This is a genomic window from Actinoallomurus oryzae, from assembly GCF_039541955.1.
Classification (GTDB): Bacteria; Actinomycetota; Actinomycetes; order Streptosporangiales; family Streptosporangiaceae; genus Actinoallomurus; species Actinoallomurus oryzae.
Map to the genome: position 1 here is coordinate 181,676 of NZ_BAABHF010000061.1, position 23,253 is coordinate 204,928.

Below are 23,253 nucleotides of genomic sequence, written 5' to 3' on the forward strand. Positions count from 1 at the left end.
CACGACGATGGAGGAAACCGGCAGCGCGATGTCCGAAAAGATCAGCCTGCGTGCCCTGCAGCGGATGAAAGAGGACGGCCGCAAGATCGTCGGGGTGGTGGCGTGGGACTACCAGATCGCCCGCATCGTCGATCGGGCCGGCGTGGACATCGTCTCGGTCGGCGACACGGTGGGCGTGAACCTGTGGGGGCACGCCAACCCCTTCGAGGTCACGATGGAGGAGATGATCCTGGTCACGCGGGCGGTGCGCCGAGGTGTCGGGCGGGCCCTGCTCAGTGCCGACTTCCCGTTCGGTCCGCTCCAGGAGGGCACGGACAGCGCCGTGCGCGCCGCCATCCGGTTCGTCAAGGAGGCCGGCGTCGACATGGTCAAGCTGGACGCGGCCTCGGACTTCCTCGACTCCGTCACGGCGATCACGCGAGCGGGCATCCCGGTGTTCGCGCAGTTCGGGATCACGCCGCAGACCGCACTGCGGTACGGAGTCGAGTACAACGCGATCCCGTCCAGCGCCGACCAGGTGCCGGTGGAGATGAAGGACGCGCTCGTCGCCGAGGCCAAGAGGCTGGAGGACGCGGGCGCGGTGCTGCTCAACTTCACCAACTCCGGGCCGGTCGTGGGCGCCGCCGTCGCCCGGGCCGTCTCCGTTCCGGTCGTCGGCGGCTTCGGCGGCGGCCCGTGGCTCGACGGCCGGATGCGCATGGCGCACGCCGCCATCGGCTATGCCGCGTCGGCCATCGACGACCCTCCGGACACGTACGCGAACGTCGCCCAGACGACACTCACCGCGATCACGGCCTACGCCGAGGACGTACGCGCCGCACGTCAGATCGCCGGCGGCATTCCCGTCCCACCCGCGCCCTGACCTCCCGCCCACCTCCACCAGGAGCCACGCTCATGCCCACCGCCGTCGTCGACGGAATCTCCACCCGCTATGAGATGGCCGGCTCCGGGCCGCCGCTGCTGCTGTTCTCTCCCGGAGGCTTCGACTCGACCCTGGAGGGCTGGCGGACGGTGGGCGTCTACCGGCGCCTGCGCCTGCTCGACCACCTCGGCGAGAAGTACACCTGCATCACCTTCGACCGGCGGGAGTCGGGCCGGTCCGGTGGCCGGCTGGAACGCATTTCCTGGGCCGACTACGTCGCGCAGGGTGTGGGGCTGCTCGACCATCTGCGCATCGCACAGGCGCATCTCATGGGCGGCTGTGTGGGCTGCTCGACCGTCGCGGCCATGGCGGTGGCCCGGCCGGAGCGGGTTCTGAGCATGGTGCTGTACTCCCCCGCGGGCGGGGTGAAGTACCGCATGAAACAGCATGCCCGGTTCACCCGCCACCTGGCCTACGCGGACGAGCACGGCCTCGAGCAGGTGGTGGAGCTCGCGAAGAGCACGGACAAGGGTTTCTCCGCGGACCCTCGGGTGGGCCCCTGGGCACCCGTGCTCCGCGGCGATCCGGAGTTCGCCGAGAGGTACGCGCGGACGGACGCGGATCGCTACCGCGTGCTGGTCAGCGGCATGGCGCGGTCGATGTTCGACCGCGACACCGTTCCCGGACCGGAGCCCGAGGACCTGCTGACGCTCGACGTCCCCGCGCTCGTGGTCCCCGGCCAGGACGACTCGCACGCGCCCTCGGCCGCCCGCTACCTCCAGGAGTGCCTCCCCCGCTCGGAGTACTGGGACGTCCCGGTGGCCGAGCAGACCGAGTCGACGGCGCCCGCCCGGGTGCTGCGGTTCCTGAACGGCGTCTAGAGACGTCTTGGTCAGTCCATCAGTCCACGGGGTAACGTGCCCTGACAGGCGTGAAGACAAGGAGAGACGGCATGGCGGAGCAGGTGCTGGCCGCGGTCAGGACCGGTCCGGGCAGGACCGAACTACGCGAGTTTCCGATGCCGGACATCCCCGATGACGGTGCCCTGCTCAAGGTCGAGGTCGCCGGGATCTGCGGCACGGACGTCAAGATGTACGCCAAACCGCCGTTCACCGACCCGGTGATCATGGGCCACGAGAACGTCGGCGTCATCGCGAAGGCGGGGCGGACCTTCTCCGAACGCAAAGGGCTGGTGGAGGGCGATCGCGTCTTCGTCGAGCACTACGTCGGCTGCTTCCGCTGCGAATGGTGCCACCGGGGTGAGTACCGCCACTGCGAGGCGACCGACTGGCGCACCAATCCCGACGCCCGGCGCTACGGCTACACCTCCGCGGACAACCCCTTCCGCCTCTGGGGCGGCTTCTCTCAGTACCTCTACCTGCCCTGGAACTCGGTGACGCATCGCGTTCCCGACGATGTCTCGGCCGAGCTGGCGGGCCTGGTGACGCCGCTGTCGAACGGCATCGAGTGGGCCCTGGTCACCGCGGGCGTCGGTTACGCTTCGACGGTCCTCATCCAGGGCCCCGGACAGCAGGGGCTCTCCCAGGTCGTCGCCTGCAAGCAGGCAGGCGCCTCCCTCATCATCGTCACCGGGACGACGCGGGACGCCGCACGGCTCGCTCTCGCCGGGGAGCTCGGCGCCGACCACGTCATCGACATCACGCGGGAAGACCCCCTCCAGCGGGTACTGGAGATCACCGGCGGCCGGGGCGTCGACGTCGTGCTGGACTGCACGGCCGGCGCCGGCACCGCCCCGGTCCTGCTCGGCATCGACGCGCTCAAACGCCGTGAGGGCACCATGGTCGTCCAGGGCGAGCTGGCCGCCTTCCCCGACTTCCCCCTCAAGAAGCTCACCGAGAAGTCCATCGCCCTCAAGAGCGCGCGGGGCCACGGCTACCGCGCCTGCGAGCTCGCCCTCGAGCAGCTCGCCTCCGGGCGGTTCCCGCTGGAGAAGCTGAGCACTCACTCCTTCGGCCTGGAAGACGCCGACCGCGCCATCCGGACCGTCGGCGGTGAGGGCGCCGCGGACGTCATCCACGTCTCCCTGCTGCCCTGGGCGCGGGCATGAGCGTCGTCGTCCGCGACCCGCGGCGTACGGACCGGGCGACGGTCGACGGCCTCGGCCGGTTCGGCGTGGCCACCATCCACGAGGCCCAGGGACGGACCGGCCTGCTCGCGCCCGCCCTGCGCCCCATCTACTCCGGCGCGCACATCGCGGGCACCGCGGTGACGGTGAGCGTGCCGCCCGGAGACAACTGGATGATCCACGTCGCGGTGGAACAGTGCCGGGAGGGTGACGTCCTCGTGGTCGCGCCCACGTCCCCCTCGGAGGCCGGTTACTTCGGCGAGCTCCTCGCCACCTCGGTCGCCGCACGCGGGGTCCGAGGGCTGGTCATCGACGCCGGCTGCCGCGACGTCGCGGAGCTCCAACGCATGGGCTTCCCCGTGTGGGCGCGGCACATCTGCGCGTTCGGGACGGTGAAGGAGACCCTTGGAGACGTCAACATCGGCCTGGTCTGCGCCGGGCAGCGGGTCGAGCCGGGAGACGTGGTCGTCGCGGACGACGACGGGGTCGTGGTCGTCCCCCGCCGCCGCGCGGGCGAGGTGCTCGAGGCGTCACGGGCCCGGGAGGACAGGGAGGCGGCGCTCCGCGAGCGCTACGCGCGCGGCGAACTCGGCCTCGACGTCAACTCCATGCGCGAACGCCTCGCGAGCAAGGGCCTGACGTACGTCGACCGCGCGCCGGACGAGTGAACCGCCGCCAGGAACGAGGACCACGTTGATCATCGACTGCCACGGGCACTACACCACGACCCCGCCACGGCAGCAGGCGTTCCGCGACGCGCAGCTCGCCCGGCTCGCGGACCCCTCCCTGCCCACGCCGGCACCGCCCGCCATCGGCGACGACGCCATCCGCGAGAGCGTCGAGAACAACCAGCTGAAGGTGCTGGGCGAGCGGGGCGGCGACCTGATGCTCTTCTCCCCGCGGGCCTCCGGGATGGAGCACCACGTGGCCGACGCGGAGACCGCGCGCGTCTGGGCGAGGGTGAGCAACGACCTCGTCCATCGGGTGGTCGGCCTGTTCCCACGGCACTTCGCCGGCGTCTGCCAGCTCCCGCAGACGCCCGGCGGGGCGCTCGACGACGCGACGGCCGAGCTCCGCAGATGCGTGGAGGACCTCGGCTTCGTGGGCTGCAACCTCAACCCCGACCCGTCCGGCGGGCACTGGACCTCTCCGCCGCTCACCGACCCGTACTGGTTTCCCCTGTACGAGACGATGGCGGAGCTGGACGTCCCGGCGATGATCCATGTCTCGGCGTCCTGCAATCCGGCCTTCCACACCCTCGGCGCGCACTATCTCAACGCCGACACCTCGGTGTTCATGCAGCTCGTCCAGGGGGACCTGTTCGAGCGCTTCCCCACGCTGCGGTTCGTCATCCCGCACGGCGGCGGCGCGGTGCCCTATCACTGGGGGCGCTACCGAGGCCTCGCCGTCCGGATGGGACGGCCGGACCCGTCGGACCACGTCATGAAGAACGTCTTCTTCGACACCTGCGTCTACCACCAGCCCGGCATCGACCTGCTGCACCAGGTCATCGGTCCGGACAACGTCCTGTTCGCCTCCGAGATGCTGGGCGCCGTCCGCGGCGTCGATCCCGAGACCGGGATCGCCTGGGACGACACCAAGCGTTACATCGACAACGCCGGCCTCACCGACGAGGAACGGCACAAGATCTTCGAGACCAACGCCCGGCGCGTCTACCCCCGTCTGCACGCACGGCTGACTTCGGAAGGCAGGTAGATGATGGCCAGGCTGCACCTCACCTTCGCCTGCGGTGACTACGACCGGACGCGGGCCCTCGCCGAGGAGACGATCCGCCCCGACGGCATCGACCTGACCTATCTGCGGCTGCCCGTCGAGGAGACGTTCTTCCGCATGATGCGGCATCAGGAGTTCGAGGTGGCGGAGATGTCGCTGTCCTCCTACGTCCTCTCGCTGCGTCCCGGTGACGTCGGCGCCTCGCCGTTCGTGGCCCTGCCCGTCTTCACCTCCCGCATGTTCCGGCACGGGTCGCTCTACTGCAACGCCGATGCCGGCATCGCTTCGCCGGAAGACCTGCGGGGCAAGGTGGTCGGCACACCGGAGTACCAGCTCACCGCCTGCGTGTGGATGCGCGGCATCCTCGGCGACCGGCACGGCGTCCCGTTCGACTCGGTCAGCTACGTCACGGGCGGGCAGGAGACGGCCGGCCGCATCGAGAAGGCGAGCGTCGACCTGCCGGACTCGCTGCGGATCAGCCGTGTTCCGGAGGGCAGGACGCTGTCCGCCATGCTGGCCACCGGCGAGATCGACGCCCTGTGCACCCCGCGCGTGCCGAGCCCGTTCGTCGCCGGCGACCCGCGCGTGCGGCGGGTGTTCCCCGACGTCGTCGCCAGCGAGAAGGAGTACTACGCGGCGACGGGAATCTTCCCGATCATGCACGTGGTGGTGATCCGGCGCGACGTCTACGACCGTCACCGCTGGGTCGCCCAGTCGCTCTACAAGGCCCTGCTGGCGGCGAAGGACGAGGCGTACGCCGACCTCTACGACACCTCGGCGCTACGGTTCGCGCTCCCCTGGCTGATCCCGCAGCTCGAGGAGGCGCGAGCCCTCATGGGGAAGGACTTCTGGTCCTACGGGCTGGACGGAAACCACGCGACGCTGGCCACCTTCCTGCGCTACCACCACGAGCAGGGGCTGTCCACGCGGCGGTGGACACCCGAGGAGCTGTTCGCGCCCGAGTCGACAGAGTCGGCGGTCATCTGACCGTGACGAGGCTGCTTCTGCTCCGCCACGGCGAGAGCGAGTGGAACTCCAAGAACCTGTTCACCGGGTGGGTCGACGTCGACCTCACGCCCTTCGGTGAGGAGCAGGCACGGTGCGCCGGGCGGATGCTGCGCGAGGCCGGGCTGCCGCCGACCGTCGTGCACACCTCCCTGCTCACGCGTGCGGCACGCACCGGCAACATCGTCCTCGACGCGGTCGGCCGGTCCTGGGTCCCCTCCCGACGGCACTGGCGGCTCAACGAACGCCACTACGGCGCGCTGCAGGGCAGGGAGAAGACGACGATCGTCCAGGAGTACGGCGCGGAGCAGTTCCGGCTCTGGCGCCGGTCGTACGACGCGGCGCCACCGCCGATCGGGCCCGACGACGAGTGGCAGGTCACCGGTGACCCGCGATACGCCGGGCTCCCCCGCGGCCTCCTGCCGCGCACCGAGTCCCTCGCCGACGTCATCGCCCGCCTGCTGCCCTACTGGTACGACGTCATCGTGCCCGACCTGCGCGCCGGGCGGACGGTGCTGGTCGTGGCGCACAGCAACTCGCTGCGCGCACTGGTCGCGCACCTGGACCGCCTGAGCCCGGAAGAGGTCCTGGCGCTGAACATCCCCACCGGCATTCCCCTGCGCTACGACCTCGACGAGGACCTGGCGCCGGTCGAGCGCGGCGGGCGCTATCTCGATCCGGAGGCCGCCGCGGTGGCCGCCCAGGCGGTGGCCGACCAGGGCAAGGAGCGGAAGGACGAGCGCGCATAGCGACCCGGGCGTATTGACATTCGCGGACGATTGGACTTATGGTCCTACCAATCGCACCGCCTGGTACGACCCCGGACCGTGACCTCGCCGGCCGACCCGGCTCGAGACGTCACGTCCGGCCCATGAGGAAGGGCTGATGCATGGCCGGCGACGCACTCGTCAAAGACGATTTCGCGGCGAAGTTCGTGACCGAGAAGGAATCCCCTTACACCCGCTGGGTCGCCGCCGAGGGGCTGGACATCATCGCCGCCCACTACGTCCCGGATCTGCGCACGGTAGAGCTCAAGCCCTGGGCGCGGCGCGGCGGGCGGGGCGTGTTCATCAACCACGAGGCCACCCGCACGTCGAACGACTGCTACGTGTGCGAGATCCCGGCGGGCGGCGAGCTGGCGCCGCAGCGGCAACTCTTCGAGGAGATGATCCTCGTCCTCGACGGGCAGGGGTCGACGAAGGTGTGGAACGACGCCGGCGCCGAGGTCACGTTCGAGTGGCAGGCCGGTTCGATCTTCGCCATCCCGCTCAACACCCACCACCAGCACTTCAACGGTTCGGGGCGGAAGGCCGCGCGTTTCGTCTCCTCGACCAACCTGCCTCCGGTCATCAACCTCTACGACGACGCCGACTTCGTCTTCAACACCTCCCGCGACTTCCCGAACCGCTTCGACGGCGAGCCGGACTACTTCTCCCCGAAGGGAGAGCAGAAGGGCCTGCTCCTGGACACGAACTTCGTCGCCGACGCGGTCAACCTGCCGCTGGTCGAGGCCAAGGAACGCGGCGCGGGCGGCGGTCACATCCGCTTCGCGATGGCCAAGGGGTCGATGAACAGCCACATCTCCCAGTTCCCGATCGCGACGTACAAGAAGGGACACCGCCACGGCCCGGGCGCCCACGTCATCATCCTCACGGGTACGGGCTACAGCCTGATGTGGCCGGAGGGAGAGGAGCCGCGGCGCTACGAGTGGGGCCCCGGCAGCCTGATCGTCCCGCCGAACATGTGGTTCCACCAGCACTTCAACACCGGTCCCGACCCCGCCCGATATCTCGCCTTCAAGCACGAGGTGGTCTCGATCCGCAACGCGCAGGGCGTGCCGAAGGCATGGATCAGCCAGCGCATCGGCGGCGACCAGATCGACTACGCCGACGAGTCGCCGTACGTGCGTGAGACCTTCCGTGAGGCCCTGGCCAAGATCGGCATCGAGCCGAGGATGGAAGAGGCGTACTCGGCCGAGCTCGAGACGCTGCCGCCCAAGCCGTGAACGACCACACCCACGGTCACGAGAACACCACGGTCTACTCGGCGTACGTCCCGGACCACGACCACGCCCACGACGACGAGGCGCTGAGCCCGATCGAGGAGAACCCGATCTGGCAGCAGGACAACGTCACGCTGCACAGCGTGGGCATCGACATCGGGTCGTCCGGCACGCAGGTCGTCTTCTCCCGCCTGCACCTGCGGCGGATCGGCGAGAGTCTGACGACCCGCTACATCGTCATCCGCCGGGAGACGACGTACCGCTCACCGGTCGCGCTCACCCCCTACGCGAGCGCCGAGCACATCGACGCGGAGGCACTCGGGTCGATCATCGACCGCGCCTACGAGGAGGCGGACGTCCACGCCGCCGACGTCGACACCGGGGTCGTGATCCTCACCGGCGAGGCCCTGCGCCGCCGAAACGCCGAGGCCATCGCGACCGTGCTGGCCGAGCGTGGGGGCGAACTGGTCAACGCGACCGCGGGCCACAACATGGAGGCGATGCTCGCCGCGTACGGCTCGGGTGCGGCGAAGGCCTCGCACGACACCGGCCGGCGCATCCTGAACATCGACATCGGGGGCGGGACGACCAAGCTCGCGGTGCTGGACGGCGGCCGGGTCACGGCGACCGCCGCGGTCCACGTCGGCGGCCGGCTCCTGGTCGTCGACGAGCACGACCGCATCGTGCGTCTGGACCCGGCCGGGCAGCGGCACGCCGCACGCGCCGGGTACTCCTGGGATCTCGGCGACCTCGCCCGGCCGGAGGAGCTCGAGAAGGTGGCGGAGACGATGGCGGACGCGCTCGTCGCCACGCTCACCGCCGCCCCGCTCCCCCACGACGTCGCACGGCTGTACCTCACCGAGCCGCTCGCGGACACCGGCCCGGTCGACGGGGTGATGTTCTCCGGCGGGGTCGCGGAGTACGTGTACGGGCGGGAGAGCAGGCGGTTCGGCGACCTCGGCCGGCCGCTCGGCCAGGCGTTGCGCCGCCGGGTCGACTCCGGGACGCTGCCGTTCCCGCTCCTGCCTCCGGGCGAGTGCATCCGCGCCACCGCCCTGGGCGCGTCGGAGTACAGCGTCCAGCTCAGCGGGAACACCGGCTGCATCACCGACCCCGACGCGCTGCTCCCCCGCCGCAACGTGCAGGTGGTACGTCCGGACCACACGCTCGGGGAGACGGTCGACGCGGCGGCGGTCGCGACCGCGATCCGCCGCCACCTCGTCGCCCTCGACGCCGACCGGACCGACGCGGACGTCGCCCTGGCCCTGTCCTGGCGCGGCCTGCCGAGCTACGAGCGGATCCTCGCCTTCGCCCGCGGCATCCGGGACGGCCTGGCGGACCGGATCGCGCGGGGCCGGCCCGTCTACGTCATGCTCGACGGAGACATCGCCATGACGCTCGGCCGGCTGCTGCGCGAGGAGCTCGAGGTCGCCGGCGAGCTGCTGGTCATCGACGGGATCAGCCTGCGGGACTTCGACTACATCGACATCGGCCGCATCCGGTTTCCGTCCAACACCGTGCCGGTCACGATCAAGTCGCTGGTCTTCCACGAGGAGCCGCGGCTGGACCGGCCGACCGACGCGTGACGCGGGCGACCATGGTGGGCGGGGCGCCCGGCGCTACTGGCCGCCGCCCAGATCCGCCAGACCCGAGGCGGGGTTCTCCGCCAGGCGGTCGGCGGTGCGCTGCAGGTGGCGCGACATGATGGCGCGGGCCCGCTCGGTGTCCCGCCGCTCGATCGCCTCGACCAGCTCGGAGTGCTCGTGCGCTCCCCGGGGACCCATCAGCGGCGCGGCGACCTGCGCCTGCTGGAGGGACATGAGCATCGGGCCGTGGAAGCTCTGCACCAGCATCTCGATCGCCGGGTTGTGGGTGGAGGAGGCGACCCTTACGTGGAACGCCGCCGACATCGCCATGGTGTACGAGCCGGTCTCCAGCGCACTCAGGCCCTGCTCGACGAGTGCCCGGAGGTCCGCGATGTCCTCCTCCGTGGCGCGCTCGACCACCAGCGGCAGGATGCCGAGCTCGAAGGCCATGCGGGCCTCGGTGACGTCACTGGCGGTCATCGGGGCCAGGGTCATGAGCTCGGCCAGCCCCTCCCCGACACGCTCGCTGGACGGTTTGGTGACGAAGGCGCCTCCCCGGGCCCCGACGCGGATCTCCACCAGCCCGCTGGCCTCGAGCACCCGGAGCGCCTCGCGCACCGTCACCCGGCTGACGCCGAACCGCTCACACAGACTCCGCTCGCTGGGGAGCCGGTCGCCGGGGACGAGCTTTCCCTCACGTATCAGCAGCCGCATCTGCTCCACGATGACCTCGGAGATGCGACCGACGCTCACCGGACTGAACAAGTCCGCCGTGCTCCTGTCGCCCGGCGCTCCACCCGACGCGCTCCCTGGCATACCGGCGTCCTCCCCAGTCTCGATAGATCTCCCCGCACGTGCATGTTAGCAGGAATGGTCTAACCAATACGTTCCGTACCGCGATACCGCACCGGACCAGAGGACCCGATCCGTTGGGTTAATGGTATGATGGTTTGATATAATATCGTATGTTGAATTGAGCCGCCGGGCCGACTTCGGGACCGATCCGGATGGGCGGCCGCCAGCGAGCGGGAGAGTACATGCCGGACATACGGCTACGGACGGTGACCCGGACCCAGGGCAACAACCGCGCCCTCAAGGACGGCGCGGTCACTCCCCGAGGGTTCCAGTTCGTCTTCGAGGAGGTCCCGGTTCTCGTCGACGCGTTCCGCCGGATGGTTCGGGGGCTGGAGTTCGACGTCTGCGAGATGGCGATGACGACCTACCTCTGCGCCAAGGCCCACGGCAAGCCGTTCACGGCACTGCCCATCTTCCTTGTGCGCGGATTTCACCACGGCGCGATCGTCCACGCTCCGCAGGCCGGCATCCAGAGCCCGAAGGACCTCGAGGGCCGGCAGGTCGGCGTCAACCGCGGCTACACCGTGACGACCGGCGTGTGGGCGCGCGGCGTCCTGCAGGAGGAGTACGGCGTCGACCTGAGCCAGGTGACCTGGGTCCTTTCCGGAGACGAGCACGTCGCCGAGTACCGGCCGCCGGCCAATGTCGTGCCGATGCGGCCGGCCGGGCGCCTCCCCGAGCTGGTCGCCGCCGGGGAGCTGGCGGCCGCGGTCGGTGTCAGCGCCGGCGCTCCGGGCCTCACGCCCCTGATCCCCGACGCCGCGGAGGCCGGCTTCGCGGCGCTCCGCCGACGCGGCCACTACCCCATCAACCACCTCGTGGTCGTCCGGGACGACCTGCTCTCGGCGCACCCCGAACTGGCCACGGACGTGTTCGAGGCCTTCTCCCGCGCCAAGAACCTCTACGTCGACCGGCTGCGCCGTGACGCGATCGAGGAACCGACACCGGCGGACATCATGTACCGGCGCGTCATGGACATCACCGGCGCGGACCCGCTGCCGTACGGCATAGCGCCGAACCGCGGCGTCATCGAGGAGCTCATCGAGCACGCCGTGAGCCAGCGCATCCTCGACCGGCGGCCGGCCGTGGAGTCGCTGTTCGCCGAGAGCACCGTGGACCTGACCGGCTGAGCGCACGACCACACAAGCGGATCCACCAGCCGAACAGAGAGCGAGGGCCATGGCATGCGCATCGCGATCGTGGCGGATCACAACGGCCTGACGTTGAAGGCCCGCGTGATCGCCCGCCTCACCACGCAGGGACATGACGTCGACGACCGCGGCGCGTACGACACCGGCGAGGCGATCGTGGACTATCCGCCGCTGTGCGCGGACGCCTGCGGCCGGGTCGTCGACGGTCATGCCGACCGCGCGGTGGTGGTGGGCGGCAGCGGGATGGGCGAGGTGATCGCCTGCAACAAGATCCGCGGAATCCGCGCCGGGCTGTGCCACGACCTGTTCACCACGGAGATCTCCCGCGCCAACAACGACGCCAATGTGATCGTGATCGGGGCCAAGGTCCTCAGCCCGGAACAGGCCGACCGAATCGTCGACCTGTGGTTCAGCACTCCGTTCAGGGGCGGCCGCCACCGGAAGCGGCTGGACCAGATCGCCGCGCTGGAGCGTGGCGAGCCTCTGACCTGACGCCGCGGGCCGGTCCCCCGGCCGATCGCCCACCGACCGTTCCCGGGCTGGAGGATGCACCGCCTGATGAGACCGCCACCGGCCTTGCGCCATCGCGACTTCGATCTCTACTGGTTCGGCGTGGTGTTCTCGCAGATCGGCACGCGAGGGACCGTCGCAGCCAACCTCTACCAGGTCTACGTGCTCAGCGGATCGACGACGACCACGGGCCTGGTCGGTCTGGCGCAGGCGGTGTCCCTGCTGGTGCTGAGCCCGCTCGGCGGCGCCTACGCCGACCGCCTCGATCGGCGTCGGCTCCTGCAGGCGACCCAGCTGGTCGCCCTGGCCGTCGCCGGGGCCTTGGCGGTGCTGACCGAGGCCGGCAAGGCGACGACGCCGGAGGTGCTCGGGAGCGTCCTGCTCACCACCGCGGCCGGCACCTTCGACCAGCCGGCCCGGCAGGCCCTGATCCCGGCCATGGTGCCACGCGACGAACTGCCGCAGGCGTTCGCGCTGCTCAATCCGTCCCGCGAGCTCGCCGTGCTGCTCGGCCCGGCGCTGGCCGGACTGCTCATCGCGGCGCACGGCCCCGGTCTCATGTACGCCGTCGACGCGGCAACGTACGCCGTGCTCGTCGTCGTGCTCGCGATCATCCGGGTTCCCCGGCTCGTGCCCGAGGGACGACGACGGTCCGTCTGGCGGGACATCGCCCAGGGCGCGGCCTTCGTCAAGGGGCGCCCGGTGGTCTGGCTCATGATGAGCCTGGACCTGTCGGCGACGCTCTTCGGCGCGTACCGCGTGGTGCTCCCCGCCCTGACGCTCACGGTGCTGCACGCCGGGCCTACGGGGTACGGCCTGCTCTCCGCGGCTCCGAGCGCCGGCGCGCTGATCGCGACCTATCCCATGTACCGCGTGATGGCGCGTAGCACCGCGCTCGGCAGGGTGGTGCTGGCCGCCTCGGCGGGTTACGGCGTCGCCACCCTGGCGCTGGCCCAGTCTCCCTGGCTTCCGCTCGCCCTCGCCGCCGGCCTGCTGATCGGCGTCTTCGACGCGACGGCGACGACGATCCGCCAGGCGGCCGTGCAGCTGGAGACGCCGGACACGATGCGTGGACGGGTCTCGGCGATCTACCAGATGGCGTCGCGGGGAGGGCCCGCGCTCGGCGACGTCAACATCGGCTGGATCGCCGGCTTCGTCGGTCCGGTCGCCGCACTTTCGCTGGGCAGCATCGCACCCATCGTGTACGCGGGCCTGCATTACGTGCGTCGCAGCCGAGTCGAACGGTACTCGATCAACCGCGAGACGGATGACGCCGAACAGGAAGAACGGGCATCGCCTTGACGATTCATCCCAGGACTCGTGCCTGCGATCGGCCCGAATCGACGACTCGATGGGACAGGAACGCGCCGGAGGAGCTTTGGCCCTGGTCAGCGACTGGAGAAGGCGGACCTTCAGCTCTCTCACGGACCGCAACTATCGCGCGTACTTCCTCGGCAGCGCCGTCTCCGTCAGCGGCACGTGGATGCAGCGTGTCGCCCAGGACTGGCTCGTCCTCCAGCTGACCCACAGCGGGGTCGCCCTCGGGACGGCGAGCGCCCTGCAGTTCGCCCCGGTGCTGTTCCTGGGCGCGTGGGGCGGCGCGGTGATCGACCGGGTCGACCGGCGCCGGCTGCTGCTGCTCACCCAGCTCCTGTCCGCTGTGCTCGCCGCCGTGCTGGGCCTGGTGACCGCCACCGGGCTGGTGACGCTGTGGATGGTGTACGCGCTGACGCTCGGCCTCGGTGTCGTCACGGTGTTCGACAGCCCGGCGCGGCAGACGTTCGTCGCCGAGATGGTCGGGACCGAGAAGGTGATCAACGCCCAGTCGCTCTACAGCACCGTGCACAACGGGGGGCGGCTCGTCGGGCCGGCGCTGGCCGGGATCGTCATCGCCTGGCTGGGCGTCTCGGCAGCGTTCTGGATCAACGCGCTGTCGTTCGTCGCGATGATCGTGGCGCTCGCGTCCATGGACGTCGGCGCGCTGCAGCGCGTCCCGCCGACACCCCGGGCCCCGCGTCAGATCCGCGAGGGGATGGCCTACCTGTGGGGCCACGCCGAACTGCGGGTGAGCCTGCTCCTCGTCGCCGTGGTCGGCGTCTTCGGGCAGAACTTCCGCGTCGTCCTTCCCCTGCTCGCCCAGGACACCTACCGGGGCGGGGCGCAGAGTTACGGGTACCTGACCGCCGCGCTCGGTCTGGGCGCGGTGACCGGCGCGCTGGGCAGCGCGGCACGGAGCCGATCGTCACTGCGCGGGCTGCTGCTGACCTGCCTGGCGTTCGGCGGCGTGAACCTGCTCGCCGCGGCGATGCCGTCGTTCGTGCTCGCCCTCCTCGCGATCGTCGGCATCGGGGTGACCAACATCGTCCTCAACACCGTCGCACGGACGCTCATGGTCATCGCGAGTGACCCGCCGATGCGGGGCCGCGTGATGGCGCTGTACAGCATCGTCTTTCTCGGCAGCACGCCGATCGGCGGGCCGCTCGTGGGCTGGGCCTGCGAGGAGTGGGGCGCGCGCAGCGGCTTCGTCATCGCGGGGCTGACCGCGGCGGTCGCCGCGGCCGCCATGGCGGGCACAGTGCGCGGCGGGAGTTTTACCACGAACCCATAATTGGCTATTTGTCCGCCGAATAATAACTTCCTATAGGGACCTTTCAGACCTTTCGGGAAGCCATTAGAGAAGCATTTACTTACCTTTAGACTTCATCGTGGGAGCCCCGGAGACGTGTGTGTCTTCCGGGGCAATCCTCCGAAAAAGGGTGGCCTCCTGTTCGTGGCAGGAGGTCACCAGACCGCGACCGCGCGGATCCCAACTGCGAGGGGCGTCTTGTCCCCCGAGGCCGTGGCGCCCCTCGCAGCCGCCCGGACGCCGCGGCCGTGATCTTTCGCTCTAGACCGGGTTCTCGGCGAACAGTTCCAGGTGGCGGCACCGCGGGCAGGGTACACGTCGATCTCCCACTGCGGGCGGCCCATCACCTTCGCGCCGCCGAAGACGCCTCGTTGCAGCGCTCCCTCGACCCACCGCGCGAAGCCCTGGGAGCCCTCTCCGGCGTCACGAATGAAGCCCGGCTCGAGGCCGGTCGCACCGCAGTGCGTGCATTTCCTCTCGCTCATGGCCGGAGCCTAGTGTCGCGCTCTTCTGATACGGCCGAAATGTCGCCACCGGCCCAGGGGCGCCCGTACGGCTCCGGCCGGACCGGGGCCGTACGGGCGGGCGGTCAGCGGGCCGCCGTGGCGGTCTGGCGGGTGCCGGTGGTCGCGTCGCTGAGGCGCAGGGCGAGTGCCGGGCACATCTCGACCGCCTGGCGGGCGTCGGCCAGCAGCCGGCGGGGCACGCTCGCGCCGTCGATGACCGGGAAGCCGTGCTCGTCCAGGCGGACCAGCTCCGGCAGCAGGTGCCCGCACAGGCCGTGGGCCGCGCAGCGCGTCCAGTCGACGGTGAGCCGCAGGCCGGTCTCCTCGGGCTGCGCGACCACCGGCTCCTCTCCGATCGGCAGCAGCCCGCGTACGGGACGGCCGCAGGTGCCGTCCGCCAGGTGCTTCTCGACGTCGGCGGCGAACGCGGTCAGCGCCGAGGTGACGAACCGGGCGGAGCCGTCCGGATGGTGGCAGGCTCCCCGGCCCTTCACGGTCTGCGTCCCCTGCCGTACGGCCGACAGCGCCTCGCCGCCGCGCCGGCCGGACGCCAGGGCGTTCAGCGACCGGGCGATGGCCGGCACCCCGAGCCGGCACGGCCCGCACTGGCGCGCCGACTCCTCCCCGAGGTAGGCGGCGACGCGGGCGACCTCGCCGAGCGGGCAGACCCCTTTGGGGAGCGGCAGGATGATCCCGGCCCCGAGCGCGCCGCCCGCCCGCGCGATGCCCTCGCGCGACACGAGCGCGCGGTTCGCGGCGGACGGGGTGATCCAGGTGCCGTGGTACCCGCCGACCAGGACGGCCTGGCCGACCTTCGCACCGCCCAGGTCGAGGATCTGCGCGAGCGGCACGCCGGCCGGCGTCTCGATGACGCGCGGCCGCCCGTCGCCGCCCCAGACGGTCAGCAGTACGGTGCCCGGCTCCGCGGCCGTGCCGACCGCGGAGTACAGGTCCGCGCCGAGCTGCGAGAGCAGCGCCAGCTGGGCGAAGGTCTCGGCGTTGGACAGCAGGGTCGGCAGCCCGTCCACGCCGGAGTCGGCGGCCCGCACCTTGCGGCCGGGCGGCAGGGCGGGATTGCCGTTGACGCCGTTGACGAGCGCCCCGCCCTCACCGGTGACGAACCGCTCGGGCAGGCGGACCATGCGCACGAAACCCCCGAGGCCGCTCTCGGTGATCGCGGTGCGCATCGACCGTGCGGGCCGGCCCTGGTCGGTGACGGCGACGACGACCTCGCGGGCGCCGAGCGCCTGGGCGGCCAGGACCGCGCCGTCCAGCACCAGGTGCGGCGTACGGTCGAGCAGGAACTTGTCCTTGTGGCTGGCGGGCTCGCCCTCGGTGGCGTTGACCAGGACGACGGGCCGGCAGTCCCGGCTGCGCGCCGACGAGACGACCGCGCTCACCTTCCGGGCGAACGGGAAGGCCGCCCCGCCACGTCCACGCAGGTCGACCCGCTTGGCCAGATCGATCATCTCGCGCAGCCGACGGCGGCGGAAGGCGCCGTGGAGGGCCCGATGCGCGGACCGGTCGATGCGCTGGAGACGGTCGAGCCCGGCGCCGAGCCGTACGGGGCTGAGGTGACGGAACTCGGTCATCGCCGACCACCGGACCAGCTGCCCTTCTCGGCTCGCAGTGACGCCCAGAAGTGTTCGTCGGGCACATCGGCCTCCGGTCGGGTACGGGGCGCCGCCGTCTGGGGCCGCGTGTGCGCTCGCGCGCCCAGCATGCGCCGGTCACGTGCCATGCGCGGCAGCCGGCTCGCCGCCGCGGCCATCACGACCGCGAAGCAGACGACGTAGCTCCACGTCACCCAGGGCTTCGGCGCACGGCCGGCCAGGAGCCCGTGGATCATCGCCAGCGGCCACATGACGTACGCGGTGGCGTGCACGGCCCGCCACAGCCAGGGCCGGGAGCGGGCCACGAAACGGCCACGGAGCACGCCGGTCACCAGCGCGAGGACCAGCAGGTCACCGGCGATGGTGCCCAGCCCGACGTAGAGGCGGCCTGCTCCGCCGGCGAACGGGATGACGGCCTCCAGGACGCCGGCGTGCGACTCCATGATCTTCAGCAGGATGTGCGTCACCAGGAATCCGACGGCCAGCACCGCCATCGCGCGGTGCGCCGCCTGGAAGAGGATCCGGAACCGGATCGGCACGAGGCGCTGCGCCGCGCCCACGCCGGCCGTGACCGCGGCCGTCAGCGCGACCAGCGTGAAGACGCCGGAGAAGAACTCCAGGAAGTCCTGTGCCCACAGGACCGCCGAGGCACCGGGGCCCGTACGCGCCCCGGCGAGGACGGCGATGAGGAGCAGCAGAGTGGCGACCACGGGCCGGGCGCGCCGGCGCCCGCCGGCGAGCGCGGCGTCAGGTCTGGGCATCGACACCCCCGGGCACGGCGTCGGGGTCCGGCGAGCGGTCCGGGGCCGTCTTGGGCTTGGACGGGCTGGGGCTGGGCGAGACGTCGACGCCGAAGTTGAGCAGCGGGTTGCCCGCCTGCACGCGAACGCCCTCGCGTTCGGCGAACGCCTCACCGGGAGCGTCGTGGACCGTCCATCCTCCGATCCGCCACCCGTCCAGCGACACCGGGCCGTCCGGGCTCCGCAGCCCGAAGCGGACGAGCGGGCGGGACGCCTGACCACCGCCGCAGGGCTGGTCGGTGCCGGCGTGCCCGAGGTAGTCGCCCTGCCGTACGCGTTCGCCGTCGGGGACCTCGGTGAGCCGGTCCAGCTGGTAGTACTCGGTGGCCGTGCCGTCGTCACCGATCACCAGCACCAGGCCGCGGTCCGGTGAGGAGGAGCACAGCCGGTAGACCCGTCCCGCCGAGGCGGCGAGGACACGGCCGTCCCCGCCGTCGAAGGACAGGCCGCGGTCCGTGGGCACCAGCGTCCACGACTGGCCGATGGCCCAGGGCAGCATCAGCGGCGCTCCCCCGGCGTTCTCGTCCGGGGTGCTCTCGGCCGCGGCGAACTTCCGCAGGGTGGTGCGCTCGCCGGCGGACAGGATCGAGGTGGGGGCCTCGGTCACCATCGCGGCGAAGTCCGGCGATCCGGCCAGAGCCGCCTTCCACGTCCTGCCGGTGGCGTGGGCCAGGAACAGCGAGGCCTCCGGCATCGCGGTGCTGTCGTCCGGCGGCGGTATCGCCTCCGTGCCGAGCACCCACATGCGTTTCTTGTCGAACCGGCTCTGGTGCACGACGGGTGAGGCGACCGTCCGCACGCCGTACTCGCTGCGCGCGGCAGCGCCGCGCCGGTGCAGCGCCAGCTTCTGGACCTGGCGGTCGAGCAGGACCGTCGGGCTGACCGGCTTGTGACGCTGCTTCGAACGCGACGGCGGCGTGTGGCGCGCGCCACCGCGCGCGGGGCCGGGAGCGGCGACCGGGCGGTGGCGGGGTCCGACCGGAAGCACCTTCTCCTCGACGATGGCGGCCAGCACCACGCCGACGGCGATGACCACCGCCGTGCCGGCCGCGCCGGCCCGGTTGACCAGCGAGAGCAGTAAGCGCCCGCTACGCGGCGAACCGGGCGACGCCACTTTTCGGTGACGGCTGGGCATCGAACCACCTCCTGGGGGACCTGAAGTGATCCAAAACCGATGCGAGGAGTGTAAGAGTTCACCCCCACTAACGCAGTCATCTCGGGAGAAAAGCCGAAAATCGCCACATATACGCAGGTGGAGGCCCGCAACCGCGAGTCGCGCCTCCCGGGTCCGCCCCGCTCACGCGAGGATCGAGCGGCCGCCGAACCGGGGACGCAGCTGATCCTGGATCTTCGTGGCGCTGGCGTTCACGAGGCGTACGGCCGCGGCGAGCACGGCCTCGTTCACGGTCTCGCCGAACAGCGAGTAGTCGAACTCCAGGGTGGCCGTGTCGGCGTCGCCCTCGGCGTAGAAGCTCAGGGCGCCGAAGAGGAAGTTGCCGCCGTTGACCGCGACGTGCCGGGTCACCTCAGGGGTGAGCCCGAGATCCACCAGGACGGGCGCCCGGACGTTCACCCGCCCGCCTCCGGTGAACACGTCGGTGACCTCGATGAAGACCACGGTCTTGGCGAACGGCACGATGATGGCGCCGTGCCGGTTGACGTAGACGCCGTCGAACCGGTCCCGCACCCAGTCGAGGCATCGCGTGCGCAGTGCGTCGGTGAGCTCAGACATGACCACGTCCCTGGTGCCCTTCGCCCGGCGTTCGCCGTCCTGTCGCTGATTTCTGGCGGCCAGAGCGTTATTGTCCCCGCACAATTCGCACGCGTCATCCTGTGTTGGACGTAGCACGCATACGCAGCATCCCGGCGCACATTTTCCGCCTTTTTCCTATTTAATAGCTGCTTGTCGGTCGCTATCGGCGACAGGCCGCGCGCGCCGTCGGCCGCGCGCCGAGCCGAGCAGGTCCGCGACGGCCACCAGCAGCGCCGCCCCCACGAGGGCGGCTGAGGTGAGCACACCCCGGCCCGCGGCAAGGCGGTGATCGCCGTGGGAGGCGGCGAGCGTGCCGAGAAAGGACCATCCGACCACGGCGAGACCGAACGCCGATCCGATCCGCTGCCCGGTCTGCAAAACCGCCGCCGCGGTACCGCCCTGGGCCGCGGGCACTCCCTGAAGGGCGAGCGTCAGGTTCGGTCCGATCACCAGCCCGCTGCCCAGGCCGGCGATCGACAAGGGGCCGGCGAGCGCCGCCCACATCGGCGTCCGGCCATGGTCGTGGACCAGAAGGTCCACGGTCACCAGCGCGAGCACCACGGTGAAAGCGCCGGCGGCGACCAGCAGGCGACCGAACCGGTACGTCACGCGACCGCCGACCGCGGCGCTGATCGATGAGCCGATCGAGAACGGCGCTCCCGCCGCGCCCGCGGCGAACGCGGAGTACCCCAGGCCCCGCTGAAAGTAGAGCGACAGCACGAACACGAGTCCGGTGTACCCGGCGAAATAGACCATCCCCGTGAGAAACCCGATCGCGTAAGGCCGGTGGCGCAGCAGCCGAAGGTCGACCAGCGGCGCGCCCCTCCGGCGGAGGTGGTTCCGCTCCCAGTCGACGAAACACGCCAGCAGCACGGGGCCGAACCCGAGCAGCGGCCACGGCACCGGCCCCTGCCCTCCCCCGGCGCGGATCAGCGGCAGGATGATCGCGGCGATCCCGGCGCCGAGCAGCACGACGCCGACCGGGTCGATCCGGGCCGGCCGGTGGTGCCCGCGGTCGTGCGGAAGCAACCGGATCCCGAGCGCGAGCGTCACCGCGCCGATCGGCAGGTTTACGAAGAAGACCCAGCGCCAGCCGTCCGCCGAGCCGGTGGCCTGGATCAGCAGGCCGCCGACCGGCGGGCCGACCGCGGTGGCCGCCGCGACCATCGCGCCGTAGAGCCCGGCGGCCGTGCCGCGTTCGCGTCCCTCGAACAACTGCTGCATCAGCCCGACCACCTGAGGTGTCAGCAACCCGCCCGCGACGCCCTGAGCCAGCCGGGCGCACACGAGCCCGGTGCCGGACGCGGACAGCCCGCACACGACGCTGACCACGGTGAACGAGGCCACACCGAGCAGGAACACGCGGCGGCGTCCGAAACCGTCGCCGAGCCTGCCCGAGGGCACCAGGGCCAGCCCGAACGTCAGCGTGTAGCCGGCCACCACCCAGGACAGCTGCGCCGACGACGTCCGCAGTCCGGCCTGCACGGACGGCAGTGCGACGTTCACCACGCTGACATCGAGCAGCGTCATGAACCCGGCCATCAGGCAAACGGCGAACGCCCGCCATCGGTTCGGGTCCGCTCCCGGCATCGGTTCCGATCGGGGCACCGGCTTTCCTCCACGTGTCTCGCCGACCTCATGTGCGGTCCCAGTGCAGCCGCGCGGGAGGGCGGCGATCAACGATCGAACGCACCGTGGAACAATCACCGATGGGAATCAGCGGAGGGTACGCGGTGGAGGTCCGCCAGCTTCGTTACTTCGTCGCCGTCGCGGAGATCGGCCACTTCGGCCGGGCGGCGGAGTCGCTGCACATCGTCCAGCCGGCCGTCAGCAAGCAGATCGCCGCCCTCGAACGCGAGCTCGGGCTCACGCTGTTCGACCGTTCACGCCGGCAGATCAGGCTCACGGCCGACGGCGAGGCGTTCCTTCCCCACGCCCGTCGCGCGCTCCGCGGCATCGACCGCGCCGAGAAGGCGGCCGCCGACCTCGCCGCCGGCGGAGCCGGCATCATCCGCATCGGCGGCGCCCGCGGGCTCGGCAGGCGCCTGGAGGACATCCTCGCCGCGTTCCGGCGCACCCACCCGAACGTCATGATCCAGCTGACGACCAGCACGTCCGTTCCGGACAAGCTCGCGGCGGTCGCCGCCGGAGACCTGGACGCGGCGTTCGTCTCCGTCCCGCCGCGCACCCCCGGAGTCGCCGTCCACCACCTGTGGGACGAGCCGCTGCTGCTCGCCGTCCCCGCACGGCGGGCGGCCACCGCCGCCGGCCTCGTGTCCCTGGCCGACCTGCCCCTCGCTCGCGCCCCGCGCGAGGAGGACCCCGGAACCTTCGACCTGATCACGAACGCCTGCCGGGCAGCGGGATTCGCGCCGCGGCCCGGCCCCGCCCTCACTCACGCTCAGGACATCCTCGCCGGGCCCGTCGCGGCCGGGCACTGCTGGGCGCTGCTGCCCTCCAGCGCGATCCGGGCCGACTCGGCGGCGGTCTCCTTCGTCGAGCCGGCCCCGCCGATCCTCATGCCCACCGCGCTCGCCGTGCCCCATCCGGCCCGGCGCGCGCTGGTGACCGGCCTGCTCGCCGCCGCCGGAACCGTTGTCCGGGATCCGGCGTAACGGGTACGCGGTCAGCGCGAGGTGAGCGCGTCGAGGGCGGTGTCGACGTCCGCCTCGGTGGTGTAGAGGTGGAAGGACACGCGCAGACGGCCGTCCCTCACCGCGGCGCGGATGCCCGCCGCGTCCAGGCGCTCCTCCGCTCCGGGCACGTCCACGCTCACGATCGCGCTGTCCGACGGAGGCAGGCCGAGGCCCTCGCGGAAACGGTTCGCGAGCGCCACGTTGTGCGCCCTGATCGGCTCGACGCCGATGTCGTTCAGCAGGTCCAGCGACGGCGCGGCTCCCACGTAGGAGAACCACGCGGGCGAGATGTCGAAGCGCCGCGCCGAGGCGGCCAGGCGCAGCGGCGGGCCGTAGTAGGCGTGCTCCTCCCCCGCGTACCAGCCGGCGGCGGCCGGCCGGATCCGGTCGCGTACCGCCTCCCCGACGTAGCAGAACGCGGCGCCGCGCGGGGCCATCAGCCACTTGTACGCCGCGCAGGCGAGCACGTCGTAGCGCGTCGCGTCCACCGGCAGCCAGCCCACCGCCTGGGTGGCGTCCGCGACGACCAGCGCGCCCGCGGACCGGGCGGCGGCCAGGACGTCCTCCACCGGGGCGAGCTCACCCGTCGCCGACTGCACGACGCTGAAGGCCACCGCCGCCGTACGCCGGTCGATGGCGTCGGCCAGCCGGTCCGGCGGCACCGTTCGCACGTTCAGGTCCTGGACGAGCCAGGGGAACAGGTTGGAGGTGAACTCGATGTCGGGCACGACGACGTCCGCGCCGGGCGGCAGGGACGCGGCGACGGGTGCCAGCAGCTGCGAGACCGTGGCGCCGACCGCGACGTCGTCGGCGGAGGCGCCGACCAGCCGCGCGAACGCCGCCCGCGAGCGGCCCGTCGCGAGGTCCCATCCGGCCCACGGCCGGGTGCCCCGCTGCCACTCGTCCAGTGCCCGCCGTACCGCCTCGACCGTCGGTCTCGGCGGCAGGCCGTAGCTCGCCGTGTTGAGCCAGCCGGGCTCGGGTTCCCACAGGCGTACCGCATCGCGAAGATCCACGGTTCCAGTGTGCCCGCGAGCCGCCCGCACCGGATCCGCCCACTATCGTCGAGACATGGCCGAGGATGAGGGATCCGTGCGGGTCGACGTCTGGATCTGGTCGGTACGCCTGGTGAAGACGCGGTCGATGGCCACGGCGGCGTGCCGGGGCGGGCACGTCCGCGTCAACGACCAGCGCGTCAAGCCGGCGTCCCCGGTACGGCCGGGCGACGAGGTGCGGGTGCGCCACGACGGGCGCGAGCGGGTCGTGGTCGTCCGCCGCATCGTGAGCAAGCGCGTGGGCGCCGCCGTCGCGCAGGAGTGCCTCACCGACAACAGCCCGCCCCCGCCGCCGCGCGAGATGCTGATGCCGGTCGCGCGCCGGGAGCGCGGCGCCGGCCGCCCCACCAAGCGCGAACGCCGGGAGCTGGACCGCCTGCGCGGCCAGTGACCGTTGTCCGGCGCACCGGCCACCGGATGCTCCTATGGATGTCAAGCCGCTGAAGGCGTGAGGTCGGTTGAGGCCGGCGGGC

At 71.5% G+C, this 23,253-nt stretch carries 22 protein-coding genes; 15 read left to right on the forward strand and 7 right to left on the reverse strand.

Annotated features, from left to right (window positions below; all coding sequences use genetic code 11):
* Positions 1–28 precede the first annotated feature (28 nt).
* The 9 genes from ABEA10_RS46925 (at position 29) to ABEA10_RS46965 (ending at position 9,275) form a co-directional block, all read left to right on the forward strand.
* Entirely contained in the window at positions 29–862 is an 834-nt protein-coding gene (locus ABEA10_RS46925) for a 3-methyl-2-oxobutanoate hydroxymethyltransferase (protein ID WP_329261450.1), read from the forward strand.
* Positions 863–894: 32 nt separating this feature from the next.
* Entirely contained in the window at positions 895–1,743 is an 849-nt protein-coding gene (locus ABEA10_RS46930; protein WP_345475188.1) for an alpha/beta fold hydrolase, read from the forward strand.
* A 71-nt stretch (positions 1,744–1,814) separates the two neighbouring features.
* Entirely contained in the window at positions 1,815–2,930 is a 1,116-nt protein-coding gene (locus ABEA10_RS46935; protein WP_345475189.1) for a zinc-dependent alcohol dehydrogenase, read from the forward strand.
* A complete protein-coding gene (locus tag ABEA10_RS46940) occupies positions 2,927–3,616 on the forward strand; it encodes a 4-carboxy-4-hydroxy-2-oxoadipate aldolase/oxaloacetate decarboxylase (protein WP_345475190.1) in 690 nt (229 codons plus the stop codon). Before ABEA10_RS46935 ends, ABEA10_RS46940 begins: the two co-directional genes overlap by 4 nt.
* A 25-nt stretch (positions 3,617–3,641) precedes the next feature.
* Positions 3,642–4,664, forward strand: coding sequence for an amidohydrolase family protein (locus ABEA10_RS46945; protein WP_345475191.1), 1,023 nt, complete (start codon positions 3,642–3,644; stop codon positions 4,662–4,664).
* A complete protein-coding gene (locus tag ABEA10_RS46950; protein ID WP_345475193.1) occupies positions 4,665–5,669 on the forward strand; it encodes an ABC transporter substrate-binding protein in 1,005 nt (334 codons plus the stop codon).
* A gap of 2 nt (positions 5,670–5,671) precedes the next feature.
* Positions 5,672–6,436: a phosphoglyceromutase gene (locus ABEA10_RS46955; RefSeq protein WP_345475194.1), complete on the forward strand. Its 765-nt coding sequence runs from the start codon at positions 5,672–5,674 to the stop codon at positions 6,434–6,436.
* A gap of 140 nt (positions 6,437–6,576) precedes the next feature.
* A complete protein-coding gene (locus ABEA10_RS46960) occupies positions 6,577–7,692 on the forward strand; it encodes a cupin domain-containing protein (RefSeq protein WP_345475196.1) in 1,116 nt (371 codons plus the stop codon).
* Positions 7,689–9,275 carry an ethanolamine ammonia-lyase reactivating factor EutA gene (locus ABEA10_RS46965; protein ID WP_345475197.1) on the forward strand — a complete coding sequence of 529 codons (1,587 nt, stop codon included), beginning with the start codon at positions 7,689–7,691 and terminating at the stop codon, positions 9,273–9,275. The genes ABEA10_RS46960 and ABEA10_RS46965 overlap by 4 nt, the downstream gene beginning before the upstream one ends.
* Positions 9,276–9,308: 33 nt before the next feature.
* On the opposite strand, the gene ABEA10_RS46970 is transcribed toward ABEA10_RS46965, so the two are convergent.
* Positions 9,309–10,040 carry a FadR/GntR family transcriptional regulator gene (locus ABEA10_RS46970; protein ID WP_345475198.1) on the reverse strand — a complete coding sequence of 244 codons (732 nt, stop codon included), beginning with the start codon at positions 10,038–10,040 and terminating at the stop codon, positions 9,309–9,311.
* Between the two features lie 272 nt (positions 10,041–10,312).
* Here ABEA10_RS46970 and ABEA10_RS46975 point away from each other — a divergent pair, with 272 nt between their 5' ends.
* The 4 genes from ABEA10_RS46975 (at position 10,313) to ABEA10_RS46990 (ending at position 14,399) form a co-directional block, all read left to right on the forward strand.
* Positions 10,313–11,260 carry a substrate-binding domain-containing protein gene (locus ABEA10_RS46975; RefSeq protein ID WP_345475199.1) on the forward strand — a complete coding sequence of 316 codons (948 nt, stop codon included), beginning with the start codon at positions 10,313–10,315 and terminating at the stop codon, positions 11,258–11,260.
* A gap of 54 nt (positions 11,261–11,314) precedes the next feature.
* Positions 11,315–11,773, forward strand: a complete 459-nt coding sequence (locus ABEA10_RS46980) for an RpiB/LacA/LacB family sugar-phosphate isomerase (protein WP_329261421.1) — start codon at positions 11,315–11,317, stop codon at positions 11,771–11,773.
* A gap of 66 nt (positions 11,774–11,839) precedes the next feature.
* The gene (locus ABEA10_RS46985) at positions 11,840–13,093 is read left to right on the forward strand and encodes an MFS transporter (RefSeq protein ID WP_345475200.1); all 1,254 of its coding nucleotides are present in this window, start codon (positions 11,840–11,842) and stop codon (positions 13,091–13,093) included.
* A 49-nt stretch (positions 13,094–13,142) separates the two neighbouring features.
* Positions 13,143–14,399, forward strand: a complete 1,257-nt coding sequence (locus ABEA10_RS46990; protein WP_329261415.1) for an MFS transporter — start codon at positions 13,143–13,145, stop codon at positions 14,397–14,399.
* Between the two features lie 607 nt (positions 14,400–15,006).
* Here ABEA10_RS46990 and ABEA10_RS46995 read toward each other — a convergent pair.
* From ABEA10_RS46995 to ABEA10_RS47015, 5 genes are all read right to left on the reverse strand, one after another.
* Positions 15,007–16,515, reverse strand: a complete 1,509-nt coding sequence (locus ABEA10_RS46995) for an NADH-ubiquinone oxidoreductase-F iron-sulfur binding region domain-containing protein (RefSeq protein WP_345475201.1) — start codon at positions 16,513–16,515, stop codon at positions 15,007–15,009.
* Positions 16,512–17,297, reverse strand: coding sequence for a hypothetical protein (locus ABEA10_RS47000; RefSeq protein ID WP_345475202.1), 786 nt, complete (start codon positions 17,295–17,297; stop codon positions 16,512–16,514). The genes ABEA10_RS46995 and ABEA10_RS47000 overlap by 4 nt, the downstream gene beginning before the upstream one ends.
* Entirely contained in the window at positions 17,284–18,471 is a 1,188-nt protein-coding gene (locus ABEA10_RS47005; RefSeq protein ID WP_345475203.1) for a M23 family metallopeptidase, read from the reverse strand. The genes ABEA10_RS47000 and ABEA10_RS47005 overlap by 14 nt, the downstream gene beginning before the upstream one ends.
* Positions 18,472–18,633: 162 nt before the next feature.
* Entirely contained in the window at positions 18,634–19,068 is a 435-nt protein-coding gene (locus ABEA10_RS47010; RefSeq protein WP_345475204.1) for a T3SS (YopN, CesT) and YbjN peptide-binding chaperone 1, read from the reverse strand.
* 156 nt (positions 19,069–19,224) lie between these two features.
* Complete coding sequence (locus ABEA10_RS47015; protein WP_345475205.1) at positions 19,225–20,697, reverse strand: MFS transporter; 1,473 nt, start codon at positions 20,695–20,697, stop codon at positions 19,225–19,227.
* Between the two features lie 101 nt (positions 20,698–20,798).
* On the opposite strand from ABEA10_RS47015, the gene ABEA10_RS47020 reads away from it, so the two are divergent.
* Positions 20,799–21,704 (forward strand): LysR family transcriptional regulator, encoded by a 906-nt coding sequence (locus ABEA10_RS47020; protein ID WP_345475206.1) that lies wholly within the window; start codon positions 20,799–20,801, stop codon positions 21,702–21,704.
* Positions 21,705–21,715: 11 nt separating this feature from the next.
* Here ABEA10_RS47020 and ABEA10_RS47025 read toward each other — a convergent pair whose 3' ends face one another.
* The gene (locus ABEA10_RS47025; RefSeq protein WP_345475207.1) at positions 21,716–22,741 is read right to left on the reverse strand and encodes an aminotransferase class V-fold PLP-dependent enzyme; all 1,026 of its coding nucleotides are present in this window, start codon (positions 22,739–22,741) and stop codon (positions 21,716–21,718) included.
* Positions 22,742–22,796: 55 nt separating this feature from the next.
* Between ABEA10_RS47025 and ABEA10_RS47030 the strand changes: the two genes are divergently transcribed.
* On the forward strand, positions 22,797–23,171 hold the full coding sequence (locus tag ABEA10_RS47030) for an RNA-binding S4 domain-containing protein (RefSeq protein ID WP_345475208.1): 375 nt from the start codon (positions 22,797–22,799) through the stop codon (positions 23,169–23,171).
* Positions 23,172–23,253: the final 82 nt, after the last annotated feature.